General features: G+C 71.6%; 24 protein-coding genes and 1 riboswitch. Of the genes, 11 read left to right on the top strand and 13 right to left on the bottom strand.

Going from position 1 to position 26960, the window contains the following annotated elements:
* Positions 1-6: 6 nt before the first annotated feature.
* Positions 7-768 carry an SMODS-associated NUDIX domain-containing protein gene (locus R2B67_RS03200; protein WP_317816346.1) on the bottom strand — a complete coding sequence of 254 codons (762 nt, stop codon included), beginning with the start codon at positions 766-768 and terminating at the stop codon, positions 7-9.
* Between the two features lie 189 nt (positions 769-957).
* Here R2B67_RS03200 and R2B67_RS03205 point away from each other — a divergent pair, with 189 nt between their 5' ends.
* Positions 958-4728: a CHAT domain-containing protein gene (locus R2B67_RS03205; RefSeq protein WP_317816347.1), complete on the top strand. Its 3771-nt coding sequence runs from the start codon at positions 958-960 to the stop codon at positions 4726-4728.
* Positions 4729-4848: 120 nt separating this feature from the next.
* Here the strand turns inward: R2B67_RS03205 and R2B67_RS03210 are convergent, their stop codons facing one another.
* Together R2B67_RS03210 and R2B67_RS03215 are read right to left on the bottom strand one after the other, a co-directional pair.
* Complete coding sequence (locus tag R2B67_RS03210) at positions 4849-6048, bottom strand: MBL fold metallo-hydrolase (RefSeq protein ID WP_317816348.1); 1200 nt, start codon at positions 6046-6048, stop codon at positions 4849-4851.
* Positions 6049-6144: 96 nt separating this feature from the next.
* Positions 6145-6588 carry a PPOX class F420-dependent oxidoreductase gene (locus R2B67_RS03215; RefSeq protein ID WP_317816349.1) on the bottom strand — a complete coding sequence of 148 codons (444 nt, stop codon included), beginning with the start codon at positions 6586-6588 and terminating at the stop codon, positions 6145-6147.
* 317 nt (positions 6589-6905) lie between these two features.
* Here R2B67_RS03215 and R2B67_RS03220 point away from each other — a divergent pair, with 317 nt between their 5' ends.
* The 3 genes from R2B67_RS03220 to R2B67_RS03230 are packed head-to-tail and all read left to right on the top strand — an operon-like array spanning position 6906 to position 9573.
* Positions 6906-7562 (top strand): hypothetical protein, encoded by a 657-nt coding sequence (locus R2B67_RS03220; RefSeq protein ID WP_317816350.1) that lies wholly within the window; start codon positions 6906-6908, stop codon positions 7560-7562.
* Positions 7563-7567: 5 nt separating this feature from the next.
* Complete coding sequence (locus tag R2B67_RS03225; RefSeq protein ID WP_317816351.1) at positions 7568-8908, top strand: hypothetical protein; 1341 nt, start codon at positions 7568-7570, stop codon at positions 8906-8908.
* 53 nt (positions 8909-8961) lie between these two features.
* Complete coding sequence (locus R2B67_RS03230; RefSeq protein WP_078533171.1) at positions 8962-9573, top strand: TetR/AcrR family transcriptional regulator; 612 nt, start codon at positions 8962-8964, stop codon at positions 9571-9573.
* Positions 9574-9653: 80 nt separating this feature from the next.
* On the opposite strand, the gene R2B67_RS03235 is transcribed toward R2B67_RS03230, so the two are convergent.
* Together R2B67_RS03235 and R2B67_RS03240 are read right to left on the bottom strand one after the other, a co-directional pair.
* On the bottom strand, positions 9654-10655 hold the full coding sequence (locus R2B67_RS03235; RefSeq protein WP_317816352.1) for a DUF6745 domain-containing protein: 1002 nt from the start codon (positions 10653-10655) through the stop codon (positions 9654-9656).
* 138 nt (positions 10656-10793) lie between these two features.
* Positions 10794-11120, bottom strand: coding sequence for a DUF8820 family protein (locus tag R2B67_RS03240; protein ID WP_018513243.1), 327 nt, complete (start codon positions 11118-11120; stop codon positions 10794-10796).
* Positions 11121-11318: 198 nt separating this feature from the next.
* On the opposite strand from R2B67_RS03240, the gene R2B67_RS03245 reads away from it, so the two are divergent.
* The 6 genes from R2B67_RS03245 to R2B67_RS03270 are packed head-to-tail and all read left to right on the top strand — an operon-like array spanning position 11319 to position 17529.
* Positions 11319-12278: an STM4015 family protein gene (locus R2B67_RS03245; RefSeq protein ID WP_109980442.1), complete on the top strand. Its 960-nt coding sequence runs from the start codon at positions 11319-11321 to the stop codon at positions 12276-12278.
* 5 nt (positions 12279-12283) lie between these two features.
* A complete protein-coding gene (locus tag R2B67_RS03250; protein ID WP_317816354.1) occupies positions 12284-13234 on the top strand; it encodes an STM4015 family protein in 951 nt (316 codons plus the stop codon).
* Positions 13215-14372 carry an STM4014 family protein gene (locus R2B67_RS03255; protein ID WP_317816355.1) on the top strand — a complete coding sequence of 386 codons (1158 nt, stop codon included), beginning with the start codon at positions 13215-13217 and terminating at the stop codon, positions 14370-14372. The genes R2B67_RS03250 and R2B67_RS03255 overlap by 20 nt, the downstream gene beginning before the upstream one ends.
* A gap of 16 nt (positions 14373-14388) precedes the next feature.
* Entirely contained in the window at positions 14389-15198 is an 810-nt protein-coding gene (locus tag R2B67_RS03260) for an STM4013/SEN3800 family hydrolase (RefSeq protein ID WP_317824769.1), read from the top strand.
* Positions 15198-16592, top strand: a complete 1395-nt coding sequence (locus R2B67_RS03265; protein ID WP_317816356.1) for an STM4012 family radical SAM protein — start codon at positions 15198-15200, stop codon at positions 16590-16592. The genes R2B67_RS03260 and R2B67_RS03265 overlap by 1 nt, the downstream gene beginning before the upstream one ends.
* Before the next feature lie 7 nt (positions 16593-16599).
* Positions 16600-17529: an STM4011 family radical SAM protein gene (locus R2B67_RS03270; RefSeq protein ID WP_317816357.1), complete on the top strand. Its 930-nt coding sequence runs from the start codon at positions 16600-16602 to the stop codon at positions 17527-17529.
* Positions 17530-17532: 3 nt separating this feature from the next.
* On the opposite strand, the gene R2B67_RS03275 is transcribed toward R2B67_RS03270, so the two are convergent.
* Together R2B67_RS03275 and R2B67_RS03280 are read right to left on the bottom strand one after the other, a co-directional pair.
* Positions 17533-18360 carry an SGNH/GDSL hydrolase family protein gene (locus R2B67_RS03275; RefSeq protein ID WP_018513250.1) on the bottom strand — a complete coding sequence of 276 codons (828 nt, stop codon included), beginning with the start codon at positions 18358-18360 and terminating at the stop codon, positions 17533-17535.
* A gap of 162 nt (positions 18361-18522) precedes the next feature.
* On the bottom strand, positions 18523-19500 hold the full coding sequence (locus tag R2B67_RS03280; protein ID WP_317816358.1) for a LysM peptidoglycan-binding domain-containing M23 family metallopeptidase: 978 nt from the start codon (positions 19498-19500) through the stop codon (positions 18523-18525).
* Positions 19501-19503: 3 nt separating this feature from the next.
* Positions 19504-19664: riboswitch (cyclic di-AMP (ydaO/yuaA leader) on the bottom strand.
* A 411-nt stretch (positions 19665-20075) separates the two neighbouring features.
* Here R2B67_RS03280 and R2B67_RS03285 point away from each other — a divergent pair.
* Complete coding sequence (locus R2B67_RS03285; protein WP_317816359.1) at positions 20076-20888, top strand: tyrosine-protein phosphatase; 813 nt, start codon at positions 20076-20078, stop codon at positions 20886-20888.
* A 4-nt stretch (positions 20889-20892) separates the two neighbouring features.
* Here the strand turns inward: R2B67_RS03285 and R2B67_RS03290 are convergent, their stop codons facing one another.
* From R2B67_RS03290 to shc, 6 genes are all read right to left on the bottom strand, one after another.
* Entirely contained in the window at positions 20893-21069 is a 177-nt protein-coding gene (locus R2B67_RS03290; protein WP_317816360.1) for a DUF6126 family protein, read from the bottom strand.
* 43 nt (positions 21070-21112) lie between these two features.
* Entirely contained in the window at positions 21113-21721 is a 609-nt protein-coding gene (locus R2B67_RS03295; RefSeq protein WP_128852192.1) for a helix-turn-helix domain-containing protein, read from the bottom strand.
* Positions 21722-21780: 59 nt separating this feature from the next.
* A complete protein-coding gene (locus R2B67_RS03300) occupies positions 21781-23178 on the bottom strand; it encodes an aspartate aminotransferase family protein (RefSeq protein ID WP_317816361.1) in 1398 nt (465 codons plus the stop codon).
* A 68-nt stretch (positions 23179-23246) separates the two neighbouring features.
* Positions 23247-24266 carry an adenosyl-hopene transferase HpnH gene (gene hpnH, locus R2B67_RS03305; RefSeq protein WP_018513256.1) on the bottom strand — a complete coding sequence of 340 codons (1020 nt, stop codon included), beginning with the start codon at positions 24264-24266 and terminating at the stop codon, positions 23247-23249.
* A 5-nt stretch (positions 24267-24271) separates the two neighbouring features.
* Positions 24272-24919, bottom strand: a complete 648-nt coding sequence (locus tag R2B67_RS03310; protein WP_317816362.1) for a phosphorylase family protein — start codon at positions 24917-24919, stop codon at positions 24272-24274.
* Entirely contained in the window at positions 24919-26919 is a 2001-nt protein-coding gene (shc, locus tag R2B67_RS03315) for a squalene--hopene cyclase (RefSeq protein WP_317816363.1), read from the bottom strand. Before shc ends, R2B67_RS03310 begins: the two co-directional genes overlap by 1 nt.
* Positions 26920-26960: the final 41 nt, after the last annotated feature.

Genomic DNA, 26960 nt, shown 5'->3' on the forward strand with positions numbered 1-26960 from the left:
AGGCACTCACCGCATCATCGGCAGATCCGCGTTGAGTCGCCGCTCTCCGAAGAGGTACGCGGACTGCGGCTGTATGTAACACCTGTCACGGCGGCCGTACTCGATGTCGAACACCGACGCCCGGATGATCCCCTCGTCCGCCGGATCCCCCGCCAGTTCCAGCAGCAGGCGCAGCAGACCCGTGGCACCGGGCGACGCGGGGTCCAGGTCGCAGACCTCTATCAGGCGCAGTTGCCGGTACGGCTGACCGGGTACGCGGTGCGGCCCGTCCAGCACGGTGCGTACAGGCGTGAAGTCGACACCCGTGAGGTCGACACCGTGGTGCGCGTGCCCCACCTCGGCCAGTTCCTCGTCCAACTCCCGGCGCAGACACTCCGCCGCGGACTCCCGTCCGTCGCCCCTGGACCACCAGCGCGCGAATCCGGCGAGTGCTCTGGCGGGCACGAAACCCCTCAGGTCGTGCCGCATGTCGGGATGGCTGCGGGGCTCCTCATGGAAGCCGAGACGCTCCAGCTCCCGGCGGGCACCGGCCGAGTACTTGGCGACGCCGCCCGGGGGCCCGTAGGAGCCGGGGCGGCGCGGTGAGTGGAACAGGACGTACCCACCGTCGTCCTGGACCCGCAGGAGTACGGCGGCGGACACCCGCATCCGGTCGGCGGACCGCAGCACCGGCAACAGGAGTCGTAATCTGCGCCGGTGCAGCCACAGTACGGCTGCACCGGAACCGAGCAACGATACGACCAGCCCCGCCAGAATCTCCTCCAGCACTGCCCCACCCCCGGTTGACGTCGGTCGGAACGGCGTCCATGTTCGTTTCGCCCCTCCGATACTGTCCCCATGGCCCGCGACCGTGACACCCCGGACCCGTCCCGAACTCTGACAGCCTCAGTCGGCCGGGCGTGGCTGCGGCTGCGCGACCGTCTCGCGGCGCACTGGAACGATCGCGCGGCCACGTGGATGACACGCGCAGATGGGCGGACCGCAGGGCGACGGCTGCGCCGTGCCGAGCGTCTCCTGCGGCGCGCGATCAAGGTCACCTCTTCCGGACCGGCCCGTCGGGTCTTCCACCTGAACCTCAGTCTGCTGCTTCAGCAGCGCCATGAACTCTCCCTGAGTGACGCTCCGTCGGAGGCGGCTGAGGCGGTCGCCGCCGCGCGGCGTGCACTCGCCGGGCTGTCAGCGCAGGAGGAGTGGTGGTGCGCGGCCCTGTGCACTCTCGCGGACGCCCTGCTGCTGGTGCACAAGGCGGGAGGGGGAACCGGGGCCGAATACAAGGAGGCTGTGCACTGTGTGGTGCGCGCAGTTGCCGATGTCCCGCGGGAGTCCGACGAATTGCCCGCCGTCCTCGTCCGGTTCGCTGATGTGCTGGAGACATCGGTGGAGGAGGGAACAGAAGTCGAGACGCTCGAAGGGGCTTTCGCCGTCGCCCGCAGAGCTGTGGAGCGGGCTTCCCGCGAAACGCGTCCCATGGCACGGTTCGCGCTGGCCGAAGCGCTTTGTTCGGTCGCCTCGGCCGCCGACTGGACAGCAGGGCTGGATGAGGGGATCGGCATCTACCGGGACATCGTGCCCGACTTCCCCGCGGACAGAGGAGTGCTGCACGCTCTGGGTACCGCCCTGTTACTGCGCGACGAGCTCTCGACCGACCCCGAGGCGGTCGCCGAGGCGCTGCGTGTACTGCGGCAGGCGGCCGACGCCACCGCCCCGGACAGCGCGGACCGGCGCACAGTGGAACAGGATGTGGCGGCCGCCCTGCACGTCTCGTACGAGCACACGGGGAACCGCGCGTTGCTGGACGAAGCGATCACACTGCTGCGTACGACGGTCGCTGCCACGCCGGGCGGGGAGCACGGACTCACCCTGCGCGTTTTGCGCCTGGCCATAGCCCTGGAGACCCGGGCCACGCGTACCGGTGAGCCGGACGACGCGCGCGAGGCCGCAGGCTTGCTGACCCGCGCCTTGGACGACGTCACCGCCGAGGACGATGACGAGGAGTACGCCGGCATCCTGCTAGCCCTGGCAAACGCCCAGCTGACGCTGGCCGAACTCACCGGCGGAACAGCCCTGGTCGCGGAGGCTGTGAGCCATCTGCGGGCGGCCGCGCGGACAGCGAGAGGAACGCTCCTGCAGGTCCGGATCCACTCCAGCCTGAGCAGCGCGCTGCGGTCGTCCGCCGCTCAGGGCGGCCCCCCGGCTGACCTGGACGAGGCGGTGGCAGCCGGGCGCACGGCGGTGGAGCTCGCCGACGACGGCGGTGCGGACCTGCCCGACTGCCTCACCAACCTCGCCAACGCCCTGTCCGACCAGTTCGACCGAACTGGATCCGAGTCCCCCGAACTGCTCGACGAGGCCATCGCCCACGCCCGGGCCGCCGTGGCCGCTTCGGCGCCGGAACGGCCCGGCCACGGCGGTTCTCTCTCCTGTCTGGGGCTCTGTCTGGCCGACGCATACCAGGTCGACAGAGACCTCGCCGTGCTGATGGAAGCAGTGCGTCACCACCGCGAGGCGCGGCGGGTCACCGCCCTCGGTGACGCACGGCGTCCCGGATACCTGTCGAACGCCGCCATCGCGCTGAGCCTGCTGCACGAGCACACATCCGACTCCGAGGTGCTGGTCGAGGCGGTCCGTACCGCGCAGGAGGCCGTGGACACGGCCGCCGACCAGGACCCCGACCGGCATCTCTACCTCCAGACCTACGCCCGGGTCCTGCGCGAGCGCCACTTCGCGGCACGCCGCGCCGCCGAACCGTACGACGGGGACCATCTGCGGGAGGCCATCGCGGCCGGACGCCGTGCCGTCCAGGCCCTGCCCCCGGAAGTGCCGACGGGTTCCGCCTGCCGGTGCAATCTCGCCGCCGACCTGCTGTTGGGCCACCAGGAACACCTGACCGGTGACGCCGAACTGACCGAAGCGCTCGCCCTGCTGGACGACGAGACGGCCACCCTGCCGTCGGACACGGCTGAGCGCGCCCTCTTCCTCTACAACCTCGGCCTGGCCCGGGTGGCGCAGTACGAACGCACCCAGGACGACGCCGAACTGACGCGGGCCCTGGCCGCGTTCACGGACGCCGAACGTGTCACGGCGGCCTCACCCATACTGCGTGCCGAGGCGGCACTGGAACACGGCCGGGCCGCTGCGGCGGCCCAGCGCTGGCAGGCCGCGTTCCAAGCCTTCGAGCGGGCGCTCGCTCTGCTGCCACTGCTGCCGTTCGCCCATTTGGACCGCGGCGATCAGGAGTACGTCCTCACTCTCTTCGCCGGTCTGGGCCGTGATGCCGCCGCCTGTCTGCTCGCCTGCTCCGGCGCGGATCCGTTGCGCGCCGTGGAACTGGTAGAGGAGGGCCGCGGAGTGCTGCTCGACGCGTTGTTCTACCCGGAAAGCGAGATGGCCACGCTGCGTCAGACCGCTCCGGACCTGGCCGAACAGTTCGACAGGCTGCGGAAGCGGCTCGACGAGCGACGTTCGCACCAGCTGTCCCGCCGCTCCGGCAGCACGGTCCGCTATCTGGAGCCGAACGCCGCGCGAGAGTCCACCGACCGCCGGAAATCCCTGGCGACCGAGCTGAACGACGTACTGGAGCAGATCCGCGCCTTGGACGACATGAACCACTTCGCCCGGCCCGCTGCCGTCGGTGAACTCCTCAGCGGTTCCGGCTCCAGAAAGGGCCCCGTCGTTCTGATCAACGTCAGTCGCTACCGGTCCGACGCCCTCGTGCTGACCGGCGCCGGTGTTCGCGTCATCCCCTTGCCCGGGCTGACCTCCGACGGACTGGCCCGTGCCGTCGCTCTGCATCTGCACACCCTCCGCGCGATGCGCGCCGCGGACAGCCTCACCCCGGCGAACCGCCGAAGGGTCACCGAACGGCTGGCCGAGGTCTGCGCCTGGCTCTGGCACACCGTGGCAGGCCCGGTACTGGACGCACTGGAGCTGCCGCGGCGCGAGCACGGCCAACCCAGACTGTGGTTCTGCCCCACAGGACCGCTGGCCCTGCTGCCGCTCCATGCCGCCCAGCACTACGAAGCGCGCCTCGGCCGGGACGACGGCGTGCCGGACCGGGTGGTCCCCTCCTACACGTCGACCTTGCGCGCCCTGGTGACCGCGCGACGACCGCGCCCGGATGCGGCCGGTACTCGGGAGGGCGGCGGCGAACTGTTGGTTGCCTCGGTGCCGCGCTTGCCGGGGCTGCGCCCGCTCGACTTCGCCGAGGAGGAGATCGCGGCGGTGACCGACGCCTGTCCGCAGAGGCCGCAGATCCTGCGGGACGACCAGGCGACACGGGCCGCCGTCACCGAGCGACTGGTGCGGCATCGCTGCTGGCACTTCATCGGACACAGCGGACAGGACCTGTGGAATCCCGGACTGGCGGCGATCCGGCTGGCGGACGGTGAACTGACCGCGCTCGCCGTGACGAGCCTCCGGCTGCCCGCCGGAGAACTGGCCTACTTGTCGTCGTGCGAAAGCGCCGTGACGGGCACCGGCGCGCCGGACGAGCCGCTCCATCTCGCACTGAGCTGCCAGGTCGCCGGCTACCGGCACACTGTCGGCACGATGTGGTCGGTACTGGACCGCCCCGCCGTGGAGATGGCGGGCCGGTTCTACGCCAACCTGACGGTGGACGGCCGCCTGGCCCACGAGACGGCAGCCCACGCCCTGCACAGGGCCGTCCTGCACGTACGGCACACCTCGCCGATCCAGGTGTGGGCGGCGTATCTCCATGCCGGTGCGTAAGTGGCCGCCTCACGGCGGAAGTCCACACCGAAACATCACCCGGCCGGACACCGTCCCGCGCCTCAGCCGGGAGACGCTACAGCGGTGCGGCCGTCTTCCCCGGCTCGTCCACGACCGACGTCACCGCTCACCAGCAAGGTCGAGATCCCCCTTGCTCGCCTCGTCCAGACCCTCGGTACTCCGGGCAGGCCGCCAAGGGTGCGCCATCGGTGCCGAGACAGCTCGCCACCACGGGCCCACCGGAAGCGTTCCGCCGGGTTCGAAGGGTTCGCCCGGCCGGGGGAACGCCGCCGCCTGCTCGGCCTCCTCGGCGGCGTCCTTCGTCCACTCGGCGGGCTCGGCCCAGGCGTGCGGGGCGAGGTTGAAGGTGCCCCAGTGGATCGGCAGCATCACCCCGTGCGGGCGTCCGCCCTGGAGGTCCAGGTGGGCCCGCATGCCCTCGGCGGGGGTCATGTGGATGTCCGGCCAGTACTCCGAGTAGGCGCCGATCTGGATCATCGTGGCGTCGAAGGGGCCGTGCTCGGCGCCAATGTCCCGGAAGCCGGGGAAGTAGCCCGTGTCGCCGCTGTGGTAGATCCGGTGTTCCGGGCCGGAGACGGCCCAGGAGGCCCACAGGGTGTGCTGGTTGTTCCGCAGGCCCCGGCCGCAGAAGTGGCGCGCGGGAGTGGCGGTGAGGCTGATCCCGTTGACCTTCGCGGTCTCGTTCCAGTCGAGCTCGCGCAGCCGGTCGGGAGCCACCCCCCAGCGCTCCAGATGGGCGCCGACCCCGAGCGGTACGGCGAAGACGGTGTCCGTGCCCGCCAGCGATCGGATCGTCGGCAGGTCGAGATGGTCGTAGTGGTCGTGGGAGATCACCACCACATCGACGTCGCCGAGCGTGGCCAGCGGCACCGGCACCGGGTGCAGCCGCTTGGGTCCGGCGAAGGGGAACGGGGAACACCGCTCACCCCAGACCGGGTCGAACAGGACCCGGCGGCCGTCGATCTCGGCGAGGACGCTGGAGTGACCCATCCAGGTCAGCCGCAGCCCCGTGGCGGGCGGTGCGGCCAGATCGGCGAGGGTGGTGGCATGGACCGGAACGGTGCCCGCCGGCGCCCTGCGGATCCGCTGCTCCTTCTGGAAGTAGACCTTGGCGAATTCCAGCCCTGACCCGGACGGCCTGGTCCGGGCTCCCAGCGGGTTCTGGAACACCCCGTCGGCGAAGTTCGGCGAGTTCAGAATGCGCTGCATCCGCGCTCCCGCCGGATCGGCCCCGAAGGGCTCGGTGCGCATCGAACGCAGTTTCGTACGGAAGGGGACAAAGTAGTCGGCGCCGGTCACAACATCTCCTGGGGGAGTCGGTGTCGTCCCATTATCGTCGGACTGTCCGACAGGGCGAGAAGAGAGCGGTGAACGGGGCAGCGGTCCGGTGGCCGTTCACCGCTCACGCGACTGCCCGTACACGTGCTCGATATGCAGCGTGAGCACCACCCTGCGGTCCTCGACCATGGCCCGCCGGTAGTCCTCCCAGTCCGGGTGCTCACCACGGACGTCGCGGTACAGCGTGATCAGGGCCTCCACCGTGGCGTCGTCGCGTTCGGCGGCGGGCGGGGTCAGCTCGGCGGTGCCGTCCACGACGGTCCAGGCCCAGCGGTCGTCGCTGGTGACGTGGTAGCTCGCGCGGGGGTCGCGACGCAGGTTGCGCGTCTTCGCCCGGCCCTCGGTGATCGATACCCGGATCACCTGCTCGTCGGGGTAATAGGCGTGGTTGACGTTGGACAGCTGGGGCCGCCCGTCCTGTTTCAGAGTGACCAGCACTCCCCCGTCGTGCTCGCCGATGAGGCGGAGCAGCGCTTCCCGCGCCGGTTCGAATGACGTCATGAACGGTCCAACGCGCTTCTCCCCCCGAGGATTCCGCCGCGCCGCGGCATCCGTGCGGGCAGTCCGCCGCCACGCGTCGCCGGGCCGTACCCCACATGCCGATCTGCTGTTGGGATGGTTGCCCGACCGGCGCGCGCCGACTCCGCCGCGGGCGGATCCGGAGCTGGTATCGATGACGCCACGGCGCCCGGCGGGGCCCCCGCCGGGCGTCGAAGGCACCGGGATTCCGGTCTCGGTGTTCCGGTCGGGTGGCGCGGCGGCTGCCGGGCCGACCCAGATGGGAAGAGAAGACCTTGGACGCACAACGATCCACCGTCATGTCCCGCGCCGCGAACGTGCGCCGGATCGACGCACTGTTCCTGGCCATGGAGACCGACTTCCTCCTGCGGGAGCAGTTCATCACCGGCCCCTCGCAGATCCTGACGGAGTACCTCGCCGTGCCACCCGTCTCGGACGAGCAGGCGGCCCTCACCGACCGGCTCATCTACTCCGTGTTCGCCAACCCGAAGCTTCTGCGGTGGTTCCAGGAGTACGTGCACCGTCACACGGACGCGGTGCCCCCGCAGGGAGAGTTCCTCACGGAGTTCTGCCGGGCGACGGTGGAGAACGACGGTCAGGAGGTCTTCGCGGCCCTGCTGGAGGGGTGCACGTCAAAGACGCGGATCCACGGGCTCACCGACGACCTCCTCCACTACTTCATCAACCTCCATGTCTCGCACACGCTCTGCGGTGACGGGGGCGGCGAGGCGGACGAAGAGACGGCGGCGGACCAGGAGAGTGTCGGCATGCAGGCCCGCGGCAGCACCCCGTTCGTCACCAGCATCACCTGGACCACCTACGTCCATGTCCAGCAGGCGGACGACCAGCAGGCGATCGGCGCGGGCTTCGTGCCCCCGTACGCCGCGGTGACGCTCAACGCCCTCGCACGCTACGCGGTCGAGCTCCAGGCGCGCGGCGCCTTCCGGCTCGGGTGACGTGGGTGGGTACGTCATGGGAGGCCGGCCCGGTGGTCGCGCGGGTGAGGGCGGCCGCCGAGGAGGGCCGCACGCAGGAGGCCGTGGGCGTTCTCCGCGACGCCCTCCGGGCCGGACCGCGGGACCGGGCGGCCCGGCGCGAACTGGTGCTTCTGCTGGCCGTCTCGGAACAAGGGGACGAGGCGCTGCGGTGGTGCGACCCACCGGGCACGAAGGACGACGGCCAGGGGGACGACGCCACGGTGTGGTTGCCGGAGGCCGTCACGGTGGCCTTGGAACGAGGCGACTTCCCGCTGGCCCAGGGGTGTGCCCAGCTCCTCGCCCGGCTGCGCTGGGACGCCGCCGATCCGGCCAGGCGGTCGGTCGTCCCCCTGAGCGTTCCCAAACTGGGGCACGACATCGACCAGATGCGCCACCTCCAGGGCCTGGGCGTGCTGGGCACGGAGTACAGCCAGGTCATCGACTCCTACCAGGCCGCGCACGACCAGCTGGCGGCCATCAGCCCCGACGCCCGGAAGCCCCTGGACACCGAGGCCGATGCCTGCATCGCGCCCACCTACAACCGCCTGCTGCACATCCGGGACACACCGCGCGTGGCACGTGCGCTGTCCGACCGCTGGGATCCCGCCGCCGTCGAGGAGCAGTATCTGGCGAACGCACCCGGCGTCGTCTCCGTGGACGACTTCCTCACCGAGGAGGCGCTGGAGGAGCTGTACCGGTTCTGCCTGGAATCGACGGTCTGGTTCGGCAACCGCTACGCCCACGGGCGGCTGGGCGCGCTCATGCAGGACGGGTTCAGCTGCCCCCTCCTCATGCAGATCGCCGAGGAACTGCGGGACGCCCTGCCGCGGCTCATCGGCGACCGGTACCCGCTGCGCCAGATGTGGGGCTTCAAGTGCGGCCCCGAGGTCCCCGCCGATGTCACCACCCACGCGGACTTCGCCGCCGTCAACGTCAATTTCTGGATCACCCCCGACGACGCGAACACCGACGAGCGCTCGGGTGGCCTGGTGGTGCACGACGTCGACGCCCCCTTGTCCTGGGGCTTCGACACGTACAACGGCCGCCAGGATCTGATCCGGCCGTTCCTGCGACGCCGACGGGCCCGCAGCATGACCATCCCCTACCGGCAGAACCGGGCGGTGATCTTCGACTCCGACCTGTTCCACGCGTCGGACGAGGTCCGCTTCCGCCCCGGTTACGAGAATCTCCGCATCAACGTGACCCTGCTCTACGGCGACCGCGAGGAGGAGGTCCACCACCGCCACCCGCCGGATCTCGGCACGACGGGGCTCAGGCCGGCGTGGCGTTCGGCGGCCTTCGCACGCGTACGCGCGAAGCGATGACCCGGGCGCCGTCACAACCGATTGCACCGGAATGACTCGTCTAGGGTGGTCGCGTGGCAAGAGTCCGGTTGAACGTGGCGGAGCGGCGCGAGGAGATGCTGCGGGCGACGGTCGAACAGATCGAGATCCGTGGGGCCTCCTCCGTGCGGATCGCCGATGTGGCGTCCGCGCTGGGGGTGAGCAACGCGCTGGTGCTCTACCACTTCTCGACCAAGGAGAAGCTGGTCGCCGCCGCCTTCGGGTACGCGGCCGAGGCCGACCTCGCCCATCTGCGCAAGCTGCTGGCCCGGCGCACCTCGGCCGTACGGCGTCTGCGGGCAGCCGTGCGGTGGTACGCGCCGACCGGGCAGGCCAAGGGGTGGCGGCTGTGGATCGAGGGCTGGGCGGTCTCCTTGCGGGAGCCCGCCCTGCGCGAGGTCGCGGGCGACCTCGACCGGCGGTGGAAGGCGGAGCTGGCCGAGGTCATCGCGGAGGGCGCCGCCGCCGGTGAGTTCCGCTGCGAGGACCCGGAGTCGGCGGCCTGGCGGCTGACCGCCCTGCTGGACGGGCTGGCCGTGCAGATGACGTCGTACGCGGGTCCCCTCTCCCGGTCCACGATGCTCCGCTGGACCGACGACGCCCTCGCCCGCGAGCTGGGCCTCGACCACGCGACGCTGACCGGCTGACGCGGCCACGTCCGGCGCGGTCCGGCCCGGCGCGGCCACGTCCGGCGTTGTCACGTCCAGCACCGTCAGGTCTGGCGCGGTCAGGTCTGCCGCACCGGGGCGTAGGCGGCGCCGTCCAGCCCGAACGTCCAGGCGACCCCGTCCTTGGCGGTCCGTGTCGCGGGCGGCACCCGGAGCCAGTAGGTGCGATGCGTGCCGTCGGGCTCGGGGGTGGAGTTGACCACCTCGACCATCACCACGTCCTCGTCGCCATCGAGTGCGATGCGCCAGAGGATGCCCGTCTCGTCGCGGTGGACGGGCTCGGCCCCCGACTCCGTGAGATAGCGGTCGTAGCCGTAGAACTCCAGCATCACGCGGCGCAGCTCCGCGTTCTCCTCTTCCCGTATGCGCTGCGGGGTCAGCGACGCCAGCTCCGCCAGGAAGTCGGCGGGCACCGGCATGCCGCGCCAGGCGTACAGCGCGAACCCGTCCCGGTAGGCGAGGGCCGGTCCCGCCCCGTGGTCGAGTCGGCCCGCCTCGTCGCGGTGCAGGACCTCGGGCCGCTCGCTGATCACCACGGCCCTCTCGTACGGCCACCACCAGCCGGCGTTCCGGGCGACCTCGGCCAGGCCGGTGAGCCGGTCGCCGCGCCCGTCGAAGGCGGCGAGCCAGGCGGCGTCGTGCTGCCCGAGCACCGCGTCGAGCAGCACCAACCGCACCGCGCCCTCGTCCTCCGGCTTCCCCGCCAGATCGGCGACGACTCCGGACCGTATGCGCTCGGCGAGCGCGGCCGTGGTCTCCCAGAGCTGGGCCCCGGTGGCGGACCAGAGTGCGGACCAGCCGGCCGGGCCCAGTTCGTCGTACATCCGGCGACGCTCCTCGGCCCACGGCCGGGTGCGGACCTCTTCGCGCACCGACCGTCCGGCGTCGGCCAGCTTCTCGACCGCCTTGACGGCCGCCCGGGGCGATTCGGCCCAGACGATCCGCTCGGGCTCGGCGAGTCCGGCGGTGCGGTAGGCGCGCCGCACGCCCTCCTCGGCGGCCGCCGGGTCCGCCGCGCCGGTCGCCGCCGCCACGTCCCGCCAGGTATTCACGTGCTGCATCGGTTGTCCCGTCCCCTGTTGCGCTCGGTTGTCGTACTCGGTGGTCATGCTCGGTTGTCGTGCTCGGTCTGATGCCGGTCTGTGTGCCGGCCGGGTGCCGGTCTCCGCGCCCCCGCCGGTCCGTGGAGCCGGGCGCGGTCAGTCCGCGACGATGCGGATCGCGCCGGGCGCGTACTCCCGCTGGCGCACCACGCGGAACCAGCCCTGCGGCAGAGCGATCGTGGCGTGCTCCTCGTGCACCACCCGCCCGCCCTCCGGGAGATGGAGCAGCATCGGTCCGAACGGCCCCGCCTCCCGGATCAGCCGGCCGGGCCCCTGCACGGCGTGCGCGTGCCCGGTCACCTCCCCCAGCGCGAGCACCAGCCGCCCCCGCCCGTCGCGCAGTTCGCCCGATGCCTTCAGGAAGGGGGCGGGCACCGCCGACTCCTCCAGCGCCACGATCAGTACATCGCCCTGCCGGTACACAGACGTCTCCCCTCGGTCGCGGCACCCGCTGTGCCGGCCACGGGAAAAACGCTACGGGCAGGGTCTGACAACGGGCCCTCCCGGCGGCCTCCCAGACGTCCGGGAGACGGCTCGGAGCGGTCCCGGTCGCGGCGTTGTCAGTGCGGCTTGATAAACCTTGCGGACATCAGCCGTCCCCAGGACCAGGAGTTCAGTGCGATGTACGGTGCGGAGCATCTGCAAGCGTTCGGCGGTCTTCCGGCCGTCGACTTCCAGCCCAAGGACGATCCGGCCGACCGGCCCGCCGCCGATGATGTGGCCTGGCGCATCTCCGTGGAACCGTACGGCGACGACGACCGGGACCGTCCCTGGGCCGACGAGTTCGCCGACTTCCTGGGCGCGGTCGACCCGGCCGGGGTCAAGGCCCTGATCATCGGCCAGTGGGGCGAGGCGTACGAGGAGAACTCCTCGCTCCCGATCGATCTGGTGATCGCCGCCGCCGACCGGCTGACCTCGCTGGAGGCGGTGTTCGTCGGGGATCTGGAGGCGGAGCAGGCCGAGATCACCTGGATCGAGCATGCCGATGTCACGACGCTGCTGGCCGCCTTTCCCGCGCTGACCGAGTTCGGGGTGCGGGGCGGCAGCGGCCTGGTGTTCCCGCCGACGAAGCACGACCGGCTGCGGTCGCTGACGATCCAGGCAGGCGGTCTGCCCGTGCAGGTGGTCCGCGGGGTGCTGGACAGCGAACTGCCCGCGCTGGAGCGGCTGGACCTCTGGCTCGGTGTGTCGGCCTACGAGGGCGACACCGAGGTCGCGGACCTCGCGCCGCTGCTCTCGGGCACCCGGTTCCCCCGCCTGCACCACCTGGGCCTGCGCAACAGCGAGGTGGAGAACGAGATCGCGGCGGCCCTGGCGTCGGCGCCGGTCGTCGCCCGGCTCAGGACGCTCGACCTGTCGAACGGGACGCTGGGGGACGAGGGCGCGGCCGCGCTCCTCGAAGGACAGCCGCTCACCCATCTCGACGACCTCGACCTCCACCACCACTTCCTCACCGAGGCGATGGAGCAGCGGGTCCGCTCGGCCCTGGAGCCGCACGGCGTGCGCGTCGACCTGTCCGAGCGGAACGAGCCGTGGGGCGGCCGCGGCATCGAGGGCCGCTACACCGCCGTGTCGGAGTGAGTGCCGTGACCCGGATCCGTATTCAGCACTTCGACGAGTTCCACGGGCTCCCCGTCCATACGCCCGCCTCGTCGTCCGCGGCCCTGCCCGCAGCCGACGCGGTGGCCTGGCGGCTGGAGTGCGACTACGACGAGCAGACGGACTTCGCGGTCCTGTGGGAGCAGTTCCTGGAGACCGTGGACACGGCGCGGGTCAGGGCGCTCGTCATCGGCCCCTGGTGGCGTGAGGAGTACACGCCGTTCGAGCAGGTGCGCGATCTGCTGGTCGCCGGCGCGGACCGCTTCCCGGCCCTGCGGGGACTCTTCCTCGCCGATGTGGTGGGCGAGGAGTGCGAGGTGTCGTGGCTGCGCATGTGCGACATCACGCCGGTGCTCGAAGCGCTGCCGATGCTGGAGGAGTTCACGGTACGGGGCTGCGGCCAGGAGGGCCTGGCTCTGCGGCCCATCCGTCATGCGGCGCTGAAGACGCTGCGCTTCGAGTCCGGCGGGCTGCCCGGCGATCTGGTGCGGGCGGTCACCGCGAGCGAACTGCCCGCGCTGGAGCGGCTCGACCTGTGGTTCGGCAGCTCGTGGTACGGGGGCGATGCCACGCTCGCCGACCTCGGGCCGGTCCTGTCCGGCGGCACGTTCCCCCGGCTGCGCCACCTGGGCCTCCAGAACAGTGAGATCCAGGACGAGATCGCGGCGGCCGTGGCGTCCGCGCCCGTCGTCGCCCAGCTGGAGACCCTCGCGCTCTCCATGGGCACCCTCAGCGACACGGGCGGGGAGGCCCTGCTGAACGGGCAGCCGCTCAACCACCTCGCCACGCTCGACCTGCGCCACCACTACCTCACCGGCCCGGTGCTGGAGCGGATCAGGGCCGCGTGCGCCCCGGCCGTGGTCGAGGGCGGCGAGGCCGAGGAGGACTACGCGGACCCGGACGAGGAACCGGAGCGCTATGTCGCCGTCAGCGAGTAGCCCCAAGAGTGCGGGGGCCCCGCGTTTCGCGGTCGTGGGCAATCCGGAGAACCGCCGGGTCACCTTCTTCCGGGAGGCCGTACGGGGCCCCGGGCTGGAGCCCGCCCGGGTGGTGTCCTGGCTCCAGGTGCTGCGCGGCGAGGCGGAGTTCCAGCCGGGCGAGACCGTCCGGATCGACTCGCCCGGCGAGGACGCGGAGGTGGAGCGGCTGCTGCGCGGGGTCGACGACCCGACCCGGGTGGAGGGGTCCGCGCGGTGGTACGCCGGGTTCCTCTCGGCGGTCGGCGAGGTGACGCGGGCCGCCTCGGCGGCCGGTGCCGAGGTGCTCACCTCCCCCGGTGACATCGCCGCGCTCTTCGACAAGCGGCTCTGCCACGCCCTGCTGGAGGGCGCGGAGGTGCCGGTGCCCGCCTCGCCCACGTCGGGGCCGCAGGCGGCCGAGGTGCGGGGCTGGTCCGACGTACGGGCGCTGCTGCGGGAGCACCGGATGCCCCGGGCGTTCGTGAAGCTCGCCCACGGCTCGTCCGCCTCGGGGGTGCTGGCGGTGGAGACCGCGGGGCCCGGCCGGGTCAGGGCGAGCACCTCGGTGGAACGGGACGCCCAGGGGCGGCTGTTCAACTCGCTCCGGGTCCGCCGGTACACCACGGAGGCGGAGGTGGGCGCACTCGTGGACGCGCTCGCCCCGGACGGCCTGCACATCGAGCGCTGGCTGCCCAAGGCGTCGCAGCGCGGACGGGCCGCCGATCTGCGGATCGTGGTGGTCGGCGGCCGGGCCACCCACGCCGTCGTCCGCACGAGCCTCTCCCCCATGACCAACCTCCACCTCGGGGGCGCCCGCGGCGATCTCGACGAGGTCCGGGCCGCCGTGTCGGCGGTGGGCGGCTGCTGGCGCGAGGCGCTGGCGATCTGCGAGCGAGCCGCCGCCTGCTTCCCCGGGACGCTGTGCGTGGGCGTCGACCTGCTGCCCGCGGCCGGCTGGCGGCGCTTCGCCGTCGGCGAGGTCAACGCCTTCGGTGATCTGCTGCCCGGGCTGACCGGGCTGCCTGGCAGCGGTGCCGAGGGTCTTGACACCTATGCGGCGCAGGTCGCCGCCGTACTGGACCGAACGAGGAACGACCATGCCGTCACGTCTCCCTGATCCCCAGCGGCCCGATATGGCCGAGGTCGTGGGCAGCCACGATCTGCTGCTGGTCACCCTGGACACCCTGCGCCACGATGTCGCCGCCGAGCTGGCCGCCGCCGGGCGCATCCCGAACCTGGCCCGGCACCTGCCCGGCGGTGTGTGGGAGAAGCGGCACGCCCCGGGCAGCTTCACCTACGCGTCGCACCAGGCGATGTTCGCCGGGTTCCTGCCGACGCCGGCCGCCCCCGGCCCGCACCCGCGGCTGTTCGCGGCGCGCTTCGCGGGCAGTGAGACGACGGCGGACGGCACGTTCGTCTTCGACACCCCGGACCTGGTGTCGGGTCTGGCCGCCGAGGGCTACCGCACGGTGTGCGTCGGCGGGGTCGGCTTCTTCAACCGGCAGGGCGCGCTGGGATCAGTGCTGCCCGGCATGTTCCAGGAGAGCCACTGGGAGCCGGAGTTCGGTGTCGCGTCGCCGACCTCGTTCGAGGAGCAGGTGACCCGGGCCGAGAAGGTGGTGGCCGAACTCCCGTCGGAGCAGCGGCTCTTCCTCTTCGTCAACGTCTCCGCGCTGCATCAGCCGAACTGGTTCCACACCCCGGGCGCGACCCGCGAGGCCGGGGACTCCCGGGCCACGCACGCGGCCGCCCTGGAGTACGTCGACCGGCACATCGGCCGGCTCTTCGCCGCCGCGAGCAGCCGCCGCCGGTGTTTCGCCATCGTCTGCTCCGACCACGGCACCACCTACGGCGACGACGGCTACACCGGCCACCGGCTCGGCCACGAGGCCGTCTGGACCGTGCCCTATGCGCACTTCTTCCTCGAACCGGGGGCCTCCTGATGACCACCAGCACCACCACGAGCACCGCTACGGCGACAGGCATGCCCGCCGTCAGGCCGTACGAGAGTTACGTCTACGCCTATCCGCACAAGACGGCCTACCGCCCCCTGCCGGAGCGGCCCGCGCTGCGTGAGCTGTGGGCGGCGGAGCCCAAGAGCGCCCTCTCCCTCTACCTCCACATACCGTTCTGCGAGGTCCGCTGCGGCTTCTGCAACCTCTTCACCCGGATCGGCGCGCCCGAGGAGCTGACGACCCGCTATCTCGACGCCCTGGACCGGCAGGCCGTGGCCGTACGGGACGCGCTCGGCGACGACGAGCCGGTGCGGTTCGCGGCGGCGGCCTTCGGCGGCGGGACGCCGACCTTCCTCACGGCGGACGAGCTGGAGCGGCTCTGCGACATAGCGGAGAAGCGGATGGGCGCAGACCTGCTCGCGGTGCCGCTGTCGGTGGAGACCTCCCCGTCCACCGCGACCGCCGACCGCCTCGCCGTGCTGGCCGACCGGGGGACGACCCGGGTCAGCATCGGCGTACAGAGCTTCGTGGACGCGGAGGCGCGGGCCGCCGTCCGTCCACAGCGCCGGGCCGAGGTGGAAGCCGCGCTCGGCCGGATCCGGGACGCCCGGATACCGGTGCTCAACATCGACCTGATCTACGGCATCGACGGCCAGACCGAGCGCACCTGGCTCACCTCCCTGGACGCCGCGCTGGCCTGGCGGCCGGAGGAGATGTACCTCTACCCGCTGTACGTCCGCCCGCTGACCGGTCTGCACCGCCTGGGCGCCGCCGCGACCGGCCCCGAGGCGGAGGCCCTGGAGCAGGCCGCCTGGGACGAACAGCGGCTGCGGCTCTACGCGGTGGGGCGGGACCATCTGCTGGCGCACGGCTACGAGCAGGTGTCGATGCGGATGTTCCGGCGCGCCGACGCACCCCAAGAAGGTCCCGAGGACTACGCCTGCCAGACCGACGGCATGATCGGCCTGGGCTGCGGGGCCCGTTCATACACCTCCGCCCTCCACTACTCCTTCGACTACGCGGTGGACATGCGGGAGATCCGCTCCATCATCGACCGGTTCACCGCCACCGAGGACTTCTCCCGGGCCGAGGTCGGCAGGTACGTCGACGCGGCCGAGGCCCGCAGGCGCCACCTCCTCCAGTCGCTGCTCCAGGCGGCGGGCCTGCCCCTGGACGACTACCGCGCCCGCTTCGGCACGGACCCCCGTGCGGACTTCCCCGCCGAGCTGGCGCGGTTCGCGGACCGGGGCTGGCTGGACGCGCAGGCGCCCGAGGGCCTTCTCCGGCTCTCGCCGCTGGGGCTGGCGCACTCGGACGCGCTGGGTCCGGCGCTGTTCTCCCCCGGAGTGCGGGCCGCGATGGCCGCGTATGAGCGGAAGTGAGCGGGCCATGGACCTGACGATCCTCTACCGGGGCCCGCTGGCCTCGTGCGACTACGACTGTCCGTACTGCCCGTTCGCCAAGCGGCGGGACAGCAAGGCCCAGTTGACGGCGGACCGGGAGGCGCTGGAGCGGTTCACCGCGTGGGCGGCTGCGCAGACCGGCGACCGGCTCTCCGTGCTGTTCACCCCGTGGGGCGAGGGCCTGGTGCGCTCCTGGTACCGGCGTGCGCTGACCGAGCTGTCCCAGCTGCCGCACATCGGCCGGGTCGCCATCCAGACGAACCTCAGCGGCCGCACCACGTGGCTGGCGGACGCCGATCCGGAGCGGATCGCGCTCTGGTGCACGTACCACCCGGGGCAGACCCCGTACGAGCGGTTCCTCGGCCGCTGCCGGGAGCTGTCCGCGCGCGGCATCCGCTACAGCGTGGGCGTGGTGGGGTTCGACGAGCATCTGGAGGAGGCCCGGCGGCTGCGGGCCGCGCTGCCTGCCGAGGTCTACCTCTGGGTGAACGCCGCCGAGGGGCACACGTACACCGATGAGGAGGCGGAGCGGTGGACGGAGCTGGACCCGCTCTTCCCCTACAGCCGGCATCCGCACCGCTCGGCCGGGCTGCCCTGCCGGACGGGCGAGTCGGTGATCTCGGTGGACGGTGACGGCACGGTGCGGCGCTGCCACTTCGTCAAGGCGGAGCTGGGCAACCTCTACGACGGCAGCTACCGCGCGGCGCTCGGTCCCCGGGCCTGCCCGCTGGCCGTGTGCGACTGCCACATCGGCTACGTACACCTGGAGACGCTGCCGCTGTACGACGTGTTCGCGGGCGGCGTCCTGGAGCGGATACCCGCCGGGTCCGGCGTGGGCCCGGGGCCGGACCCGGCACCGGGCGGACCCGTGGTCCCCGGCCCGTCCCGGCGTACGCTCCCGCTCCTCAACCCCTGATCCCTACAGCGGCAGCAGGTCCGGCCGCTTCGCCTCGACGTGGTCGCCGGACGACTCGCCGCGCAGCCGCCGGCCGATCCACGGCACGAGGTACTCCCGCGCCCACTGGATGTTGTCGCGCCGCTCGTCGAAGGGGCGGCGCTGGGCCTGCGGCGGCCAGGGCTGGTCCGGGTCGGCCGGCACCTCGTGGCCGAGGACCTGGGCGGCGCGCAGCGCGACGCGGGTGTGGCCCTCGGGCGACAGGTGGAGCCGGTCGGCGTCCCATGCGCGCCGGTCCTGGACCGAGCGCAGCGACCACAGGTCGAGCACGGGGCACTGGTACCGGTCGGCGATGGCCCTCAGGTGCACGTTGTACGTGGCGATCTTGCCGCGCATGTGGCGCAGCACCGGAACGCCCCGGGTGTCGAACCCGGTGGTGACCATGACGGTGCCGACCGCCTCGGTCAGGTCCGCGACAGCCCGCTCGAAGCGCTCGGCCAGATCGTCGGGGTCGGTGCCGGGCCGGATGATGTCGTTGCCGCCCGCGCAGAAGGTGACCAGGTCGGGGGCCAGTTCCTTGGCGCGGGGCAGCTGCTCCTCGACGATCTGGTCGAGGAGGCGTCCGCGTACGGCGAGATTGGCGTAACGGAAATTGCCGTGCCGGGTCTCGTCCGGGTTCGTCGCCGCGTCGGGGGCGGGGAGCCGGTCGGCGAGCAGAACCGCGAACCGGTCCGCCCAGCCGACAAAGGTGCCGTCGGGGCCGGGGTCGCCGACGCCCTCCGTGAAACTGTCCCCGATCGCCGCGTACGACCCGATGATGTTCTGCTGCTGGGTTCTCGAATCGTCTGCCACAAGCACATATCCTGCACCGTTCAATGTGACCTACGCGACCGTAATACGGGGTTGACGGGTGGTGACATAGACCACCCGGTCAGATTTCGGTAAAGCCGGAATAAGTGGAGGGGCGGTGCGCCGCCGCGCACCGCCCCTCGATCACTTCTTCTCGCCCTGGGGTCAGAGGGAGACGCCGTGCTGGCGCAGGTAGGCGACCGGGTCGACGTCCGAGCCGTAGCTCGGGCCGGTGCGGACCTCGAAGTGGAGGTGCGGGCCGGTGGAGTTTCCGGTGGAGCCGGAGAGGCCGATCTGCTGGCCGCCGGTGACGGTCTGGCCGGCGGAGACGCTCAGCGAGGACTGGTGGGCGTACTGGGAGTACATGCCGTCCTCGTGCTTGATGACGACCTCGTTGCCGTACGAACCGCTCCAGCCGGCCGAGACCACGGTGCCCGGGCCGATCGCCTTGACGGGGGTGCCGGAGGCGGCCTGGAAGTCGGAGCCGGTGTGGTAGCCGCTGGACCAGCTGGAGCCGGAAGCGCGGTACTGGGTGGTGACGTTGGCGTTGTCGAGCGGCGCGGTCCAGCCGGAGCCGGTGGACTCGGAGGAGCCGGTCTGCGTGGAGGCGCCGGACTCGGCGGCGGCGTCGGACTCGTCGGCCGAGAGGGTGTCGGCCTTCGGGGCCGGCTCGGCCTTCTTCGGGGCGGCCTTCTTCGGCGCGGCGGCCTTGGGGGCCGGGGCGGACTTCTTGGCCTCCGAAGGCGCGGCGGTGCCGGTGGCCTTGGCGCCGAGGGTCAGCTTCATGCCCGGGAAGATCAGGCCGGGGTTCTCGCCGACGGTCGAGCGGTTGTCCTGGTACAGCTTCTGCCAGCCGCCCTTGACCTGGTGCTCGGTCGCGATCTTCGCGAGGTAGTCGCCGGAGACGACGGCGTACGTCTTCGGGGCGGCCTTCTTCGCCGTGGCGGGCGCGGCCTGCGGTGCGGCCTGCTGGGCGCTCTGCGCGGCGGCGGGCTGGACGGCGGGGGCCGCCTTCTCCGCGGCGTGGGCGCCGGTCGCGCCGAACAGCGGGAGGGCGAGTACGGCGCCGCCGGTGCCCGCGGCGAGGACGCCGCGGTGGATCGGGCCGGACTTGGGACGGCGGTGCTTACCCTTTGCGGGCATGGGGAAGTTCCTCTCCGGCGCCTGCGAGGTGAGCTGTCGGGTTCGGGCTGGAGATGCCCGGCCGCCGGATGGCGGCTTCACCCCTAGCCGGTCCGGATCGCTCCGGGCCGGCGGCTTACCTGGTTCCCCCGCTCCTGCCACACGTGAGTGGGTGGGTGCGAATTCCGGGCGGCGGCAGGATTAGGCGGTCCGTCCGGATTGACGGTGACCGTAAACGAGTGAGGACGACGGGAACAAGCCGTCGGTTGCGCCCCGGAATCATCGATTCAATTTCGCTCCGGATTTCCCGTCACCCTCCGTGGATTACGGATCTTGGCTTTCCGTGCGGATCCCGGGAAATAGCCAGGGCGCCGCCGCCACGGTCCGTCACGGATATGATCCCGCTCACCTACGGAATCCCATCTCCCCCATTAGCAGGGCATGTTCTACGAAATGCACCAATACGGACATGCCGTCGACGCGACCCCTGACACCCCGTCAGACTTCCGATGATTGCCCCGTGAACCGATGTCGTATCGTCACAGGAGCGCCCTCGCCGGAGAGCCGCGCCGACGCCGAAGATTCCAGGAGCCACCGTGACGCAGCAGGTGCCGCAGGTCCCGCCGACCGAGACCGAACTGACCGGAGTCCGCAACTTCCGTGACGTGGGCGGGCTTCCCACCGAGGACGGGCGGCGCACCGCCTTCGGCCGGCTCTACCGCAGCGGCCACCTGGCGCACGCCACCGCCGAGGACGCGCTCTTCCTCGGCGGACTCGGGCTGCACACCGTCTTCGACTTCCGCAATTCCGCCGACCACAAGCTCGACGGGTACGACATCGAGCTGGCCGGTGTCCGCAATGTCAGTATTCCGCTCTCCGACCCGGCCGACGGAGCAGAGTTCTGGCGGCTGGTCCGCGACGGGAACATCGAGCAGCTGCGCTCGATCCTGGCGAACGGCAAGGGCACCGAGCGCATGATCACCATGTACCGCTCGACCATCGTGGACCGCACCGCCGAGCACAGCCGCGTCCTGCACGCCCTGGCGGAGGACAGCGTGCCGGCCCTGATGCACTGCGCGGCGGGCAAGGACCGGGCCGGCCTGTCGATCGCGGTCTCGCTGCTCGCGGTCGGCGTCGAGCGCGAGGCGATCGAGGCGGACTACCTCAAGTCCAACGATCCGCACCGCCGGTACAAGGTGAAGCGCACGGACATGTCGGAGACCGGGATGTCCCCCGAGGTGATGGAGCTCCTCAATCCGCTCTTCGGGGCGCAGGCCTCCTACCTCGCGGCGGCGTTCGCGGCCATCGACGACACCTGGGGCACGACCGACCGCTACCTGTCGGAGGGGCTGGGCGTCTCCCCCGAGACCCGGGAGCGGCTGCGCGAGCGCCTCCTCGACCAGGGCTGAGCGCCTACTCGGCGCCCGCCACCACGAAGAGCAGGTAGAGGAAGGCCGCGATCACGTGGCCGACCACCAGGTAGGCGAAGAGCCGGATCACCAGACCGCGCGGCATCCGGCGCTCCTGCGTGTCCTTCGTGGCCTTCGGGCGCCTCGGGGTCAGCGGGTCGTAGTGCTCGGAATCGGACATGACGGTCCTCTCTGCCGGCCTCGCGGCCGGGGGAACGAAGGGGTCAGCGCGCGTGGAGCGCGTTGCCGAGGCAGAGCTCGGCCGCGGGGCTCTGCAGCAGGGAGTGGACGAAGAGCAGCTCCGCCCCGCCCCGGTCCAGGGCCGCGATCCGGTGCGGCGTGAGCGAGTCGAAGTGGGCGCTGTCGCCCGGGTCCAGATCGTGCACGGTCTCCCCCAGCGCGACCCGCAGCCGCCCGCCGAGGACGTACAGCCACTCCTCACCGGGGTGCACCCGCACCAGATCGCCCTGGGCGCCGTACGGGACCCGGACCCGCAGCGCCTGCATGGCGCGGCCGGAGCCGCCGGCCCTACGGTACATCCAGCCGTCCGCCTCGGCGCCCTCGAAGGCGCCGCCGCGGATGACCGCCTCCCGCTCGGGCGGCTTCTCGCCGAGAAGCTCGGAAACCGTCGTACCGTAGATACGGGCGAGGCCCAGCAGCATGGGCAGCGAAGGCTGCCTGCGGCCGGTCTCCAGCCGGGAGAGGTGGGCCGGGGAGAGTCCGGCCCGCTGGGCGGCGGTCTCCAGGGTGAGACCGCGGCCACGGCGCAGGTCGCGCAGTCGGGGGGCGACGCCGGGGAGCTCGTCGGCCGCCCCTTCGTCCGGAGGGTTCATGCGTCCATTGGGCCAGGAACTTTCCTCCCGGGCAAATAAATTGCCCCGGAGGCAAAATTTCAGCGGTTGGCCACGGCCTGCTTGACCAGGGTCCGGCCGAAGTCCCACATCAGGCCGCCGCCGCTGTGCGCGTCGTCCATGACCTCCGTGAACGCCGCCACGAAGCGGTCCACCTCCGCCTCCCCGATGATCAGCGGCGGGATCAGCTTGATCACTTCCAGGTGGTCGCCGGAGACCTGGGTGAGGATGCGGTGCTTCTGGAGCAGCGGCACCACGACCATCTGGGCGAAGAGCCCCTTGCGGGCCGCCTGGAGCATGGTCCAGCGGCTGCGGAGCTTCAGCGAGGTGGGGCGGCCGAACTCGATGCCGATCATCAGCCCGCGCCCGCGCACCTCGTGCAGCAGCTCGTAGCGGTCCACCAGGGCGGAGAGGCGCTCCCGCAGCAGATCACCCGCCCGCCGGGCGTTCGCGACGGTCTCCTCGTCCTCCATCACCGTCAGCACGGCGAGCCCCGCCGCCATGGCCTGGGCGTTGGAGCCGAAGCTGGCGGAGTGGACGAGGACCCGGTCCATCGAGGAGTAGACCTTGCGGAAGATCCAGTCCTTGCCGAGCGTCGCGCCGACCGGCACATAGCCGCCGGAGAGCGCCTTGGCGACGCAGACCAGGTCCGGCTCCACGCCGTCCTCGTGCTGGTACGCGTAGAAGTCGCCGGTCCTGCCGAGCCCGGTCTGCACCTCGTCGGCGATCAGCAGCGCCTTGTGCCGGTGCAGCAGCTCCTGCGCCTCGCGGAGGAAGCCGGGCGGTGCGGCGTGCACGCCCTTGCCCTGGATCGGCTCCACGACCAGGGCCGCCACATCCCCGCGCTTCAGCTCCCGGCGCAGCGCGTCCAGGTCGCCGAGCGCGATCGGGGTGTCGGGCAGCAGCGGGGCGAAGCCGTCCCGGAAGCCGCTCTCGCCGTTGACCGAGAGGGAGCCGGTGGTCAGCCCGTGGAAGGCGTGGGTGCAGTAGAGGACGCGGGGCTTCCCGGTGGCGTACCGGGCGAACTTCAGCGCCGTCTCGACCGCCTCCGTACCGCTGTTCCCGAAGAAGACGCGGTCCAGGTGCGGGCTGTGGCCGAGCAGCTTCTCGGCGAGGAGCCCCGGCAGCGGCTGGCAGTCGAAGCGGGTGAGGTCGGCGAGCTGGGCGTCGAGCACGTCGTGCAGGGCCCGGCGGACGACCGGGTGGTGCCGGCCGATGCCCATCACACCGAACCCGGCGAGCATGTCGAGGTAGTCGTTGCCCTCCGCGTCCCAGAAGTACGCGCCCTCGGCCCGTTCGTAGACCTTGTCGAAGCCGATGGTGTGCAGCATGCGCGGCAGCTGGTGGTTGAGGTGGCGCGCGTGCAGCTCGTACCGCTCGTGCCCGCGCTCCGCGAGGAGCCGTTTCAGGTCGAAGCCCTGGGGCCCGCCGTCCGTCATCGCCCGCTCTTCTCCTTCACTGCGTTTGCCGAGGGGGCCGGCCGCCCGGCCCCCTCACCGTCACGACGTCACCGGTTGCTGCTGATGGTCTCCCGCGCCGCGCGCAGGGACTCCTTCAGCGACCCCATGGTGGCGAGCACCGCCGTGGGTTCGTAGCCGCAGTGCGCCATGCAGTTGGCGCAGCGCGGGTCCTTGCCCCGGCCGTACTTCTCCCAGTCGGTCTCCTCGATGAGCTGACGGTACGTCGGTACGTAGCCGTCGCTCATCAGGTAGCAGGGGCGCTGCCAGCCGAAGAGCGAGTAGTTGGGGATCGCCCACGCGGTGCACGGGAAGTCCGCCTTGCCCTCCAGGAAGTCCAGGAAGAGCGGCGAGTGGTTGAGCCGCCAGCGGGCCCGGTTGCCGCCCGCGAAGGCCTTCTTGAAGAGTTCGCGGGTCTGCTCGACGCCGAGGAAGTGCTCCTGGTCGGGCGCCTTCTCGTACGCGTAGGCGGGCGAGATCATCATCTCGTCGACCTTGAGGTCGTCGTTGAGGTAGTTGAGGACCTCGACGATGGTCTGCGGGGTGTCGGTGTTGAAGAAGGTGGAGTTGGTGGTGACGCGGAAGCCGCGCGCCTTGGCCTCCTTCATCGCGGCGACGGCCTCGTCGAAGACGCCTTCCTTGGCGACCGACTCGTCGTGCCGCTGCCGCAGTCCGTCGATGTGCACGGCGAAGGCGAAGTAGGGCGACGGGGTGAACTTGTCGAGCTTCTTGCGCATGAGCATCGCGTTGGTGCAGAGGAAGACGTATTTCTTCTTCGCGACGAGCTGGCGCACGATCTCGTCGATCTGCGGATGCATCAGCGGCTCGCCGCCGGCGATGGAGACCATGGGGGCACCGGATTCGAGGACCGCGCCCACTGCCTGGGCGACCGGCATGCGCTGCTTCAGGACACCGGCCGGGTGCTGGATCTTCCCGCATCCCTCGCACGCGAGGTTGCAGGCGAACAACGGCTCCAGCTCGACGATCAGCGGGAACTTCTCACGCTTGCGGAGCTTCTGTTCGAAGAGATACGTCGCGACCTTGATGGACTGGCGGAGCGGCATGGCCATCTGGCTCACCTCCTGGGGAGCAGTAAAGATCGGTGCCATTCGTAAAAAGCCGGTAGGACGGCACGGAGAACACGGAAGGCCGATATTCCACCGCGTACCGTGCCGATTCGGACGAGCTCATGCTCTGGAGCGTCCACGACCACCCGGACGGCCGCAACCGGGCGCGGCCCGTGGCACAGGGCGGTACGCAGTGTGGCTGCGGATTCCATGTCCACCGCGACGGCCCCGGTGGCCCGCAGCGCGGCCCGCTCGGGGCCGCGTACGACGTGGTCGGAGCCGGTGAGCGGGCCGGTGTGGACGGTGGAGCCGGGGGCGGCCCGGGCCAGGGCGGCGACCAGCAGCCCGGTGCCGGTGCAGGGGGTGGCGCCGTCCGCGTCCCGGGTCTCCTCGGCGACGACCAGGTCCCCGGGGTGCATCCCGGGGGCGAGGCCGGCGCAGAAGCCGGAGGCGATGACGGCGGCGTCCGATAGGCCACCGGGGGCGAGGGCAGCCGCGACGGCCGCCTCCGCCGCCCGGGGGCCCATCCCGGTCCGCAGGACCCGTACCGGGCCGCCAGGCCGCCTGCCGCTGCGCAGGGCCAGCTGCTCGATGCCCAGCGCGCAGGCGACCAGCAGCGGCGCCTGAGGGGGCGCGGCCCCCGGTGCGCCGGCCATCAGGCCCCCTGGGCGGCGCCCGTACGGTCGGCGAACGGGTCGCCGTACACGTAGCGCCCGAGTGCCGTCAGGGGGAAGACCTGGCGGTAGAGGTGGTAGTTGATCGAGAAGTCCCAGGGGAAGCCGGTACCGGTGAAATACGGCTCGTCCCAGGAGCCGTCGGCCTGCTGGGCCTCGGTCAGCCAGGTGACCCCGCGGGCGACGGCCCGGCTGTCGCGGCGGCCCGCGGCGAGCAGGGCGAGCAGGGCCCAGGCGGTCTGGGAGGCGGTGGACTCACCGTGCCCGATCCACTTCTCCTCCGTGTACGAGCGCAGGTCCTCGCCCCAGCCCCCGTCGTCGTTCTGCACGGACTCCAGCCAGGTCACCGCCCGGCGGATCGAGGGGTGCGCGGCGGGCAGTCCGGCCGCGACCAGCGCGGGCACCACCGACCCCGTCCCGTAGACGTAGTTGACGCCCCAGCGGCCGAACCAGGCGCCGCACGCCTCCTGTTCGGCGAGCAGCCACTCGATGCCCCGCCGGGTACGGGGATGGGCGCCGAGCCCCTCGACGGCGAGCATCTCCACCACATGGCCGGTGACATCGGCCGACGGCGGGTCGATGACCTCGCCGAAGTCGCAGAACGGCAGGCGGTTGGGGAAGGGGCTGGTGTTGTCGGCGTCGAACGCCCCCCAGGCCCCGTTGCGGGACTGCATTCCGAGGTTCCAGCGCACCCCACGCTCGATGGCGGCTTCCAGCCGGGCGGGGTCGGGGTGGCGCACCCGGCGCAGCGCCAGGACGACTTCGGCGGTGTCGTCGATGTCCGGGTAGTTGTCGTTGTGGAACTCGAACGCCCAGCCTCCGGGGGCGAGTTCGGGTTTGCGTACGGACCAGTCGCCGGGCCGGGTGATCTCCTCGGCCAGCATCCAGTCGGCGGCCTTCACCAGCGCCGGGTGGTCGGGTCTGAGTCCGCCGTCGACCAGGGCGATGGTGGCCAGGCAGGTGTCCCAGACGGGCGACTGGCAGGCCTCGACCATCCGGGCGCCGTCCTCGCGGTGCACGGCGAACCGGTCCAGCGAGGCCAGGCCCGCCTTCATCACGGGGTGGTCGAGGTCGTAGCCGAGGAGGTGCAGGGCGATGATGGAGTAGACGGCAGGGGGCTGGATGCCGCCCCAGCAGCCGTCGTTCTCCTGGCGCTCCACGATCCACCGGGCGGCCACGTTCATCGCGATCCGGCGCAGCAGGCGCGGGGCGACCCTGTGGTAGAGGTGCAGCCCCTTGTCCAGCCGTTGGAAGAGGCCGTCCCAACTGGCCGCCGGAGCAAGCTTCCTGGGCGGACTGGGCTCGGCGGGATCGGTGTGCAGCTCGTCCAGGGCGAAGGGCGCGGGCCGCACCGGGCGCTTGGCGGAGACGATGGTCAGCGGCACGATGGTCTGGCGGGCCCAGCAGCCGAAGTCGTAGATGTTGAGCGGGACCCACTTGGGGAAGAACATCAGCTCGGGCGGGAGTTCGGGGAGGTCGTCCCACTTCCACCAGCCGAACAGGGCCAGCCAGATCCGGGTGAAGACGCGGGCGGCCGCGATGCCGCCCTGCTCCCTGATCCAGGCGGAGGCGCGGGCCATGTGCGGCTCTTCGGGGCGGTCCCCGGCCAGCCGCAGGGCCACATACGCCTCGATGGTGGCGGAGAGGTCGCTCGGTCCGCCGTAGAAGGTGTTCCAGGTGCCGTCACCGAGCTGTTCGCCCCGGATGAAGAGAGCGGCCGCCCGGGTGGTCTCCGGGTCCTGGATCCCGAGGAACTGGCGCAGGAGCAGGTCCTCGGCGTCCATCGTGACGTTGGTGGCCAGGTCGCCCTTCCACCAGCCCTGCTCGTCCTGTCGGCCGAGGAGGTGGGCCACGGAGCGTTCCGCGGCCTGCCGCGCGGCGGCGGTGACGTCGTCCGCGGCGGTGGTCGTGTCGGCCGGATGCCCGGCCGGGGCCGCGGAAAGGTTCGCGGCCCCGGTGGATCCGTCGGTCGTCGCTGTCATGAGCTTCCCCTTACGTGCAGTGGTTTCTCTGCTGTGCGCTG

Origin of the sequence: Streptomyces cyaneofuscatus, from assembly GCF_033109485.1 — a bacterium.
GTDB lineage: Bacteria > Actinomycetota > Actinomycetes > Streptomycetales > Streptomycetaceae > Streptomyces > Streptomyces cyaneofuscatus.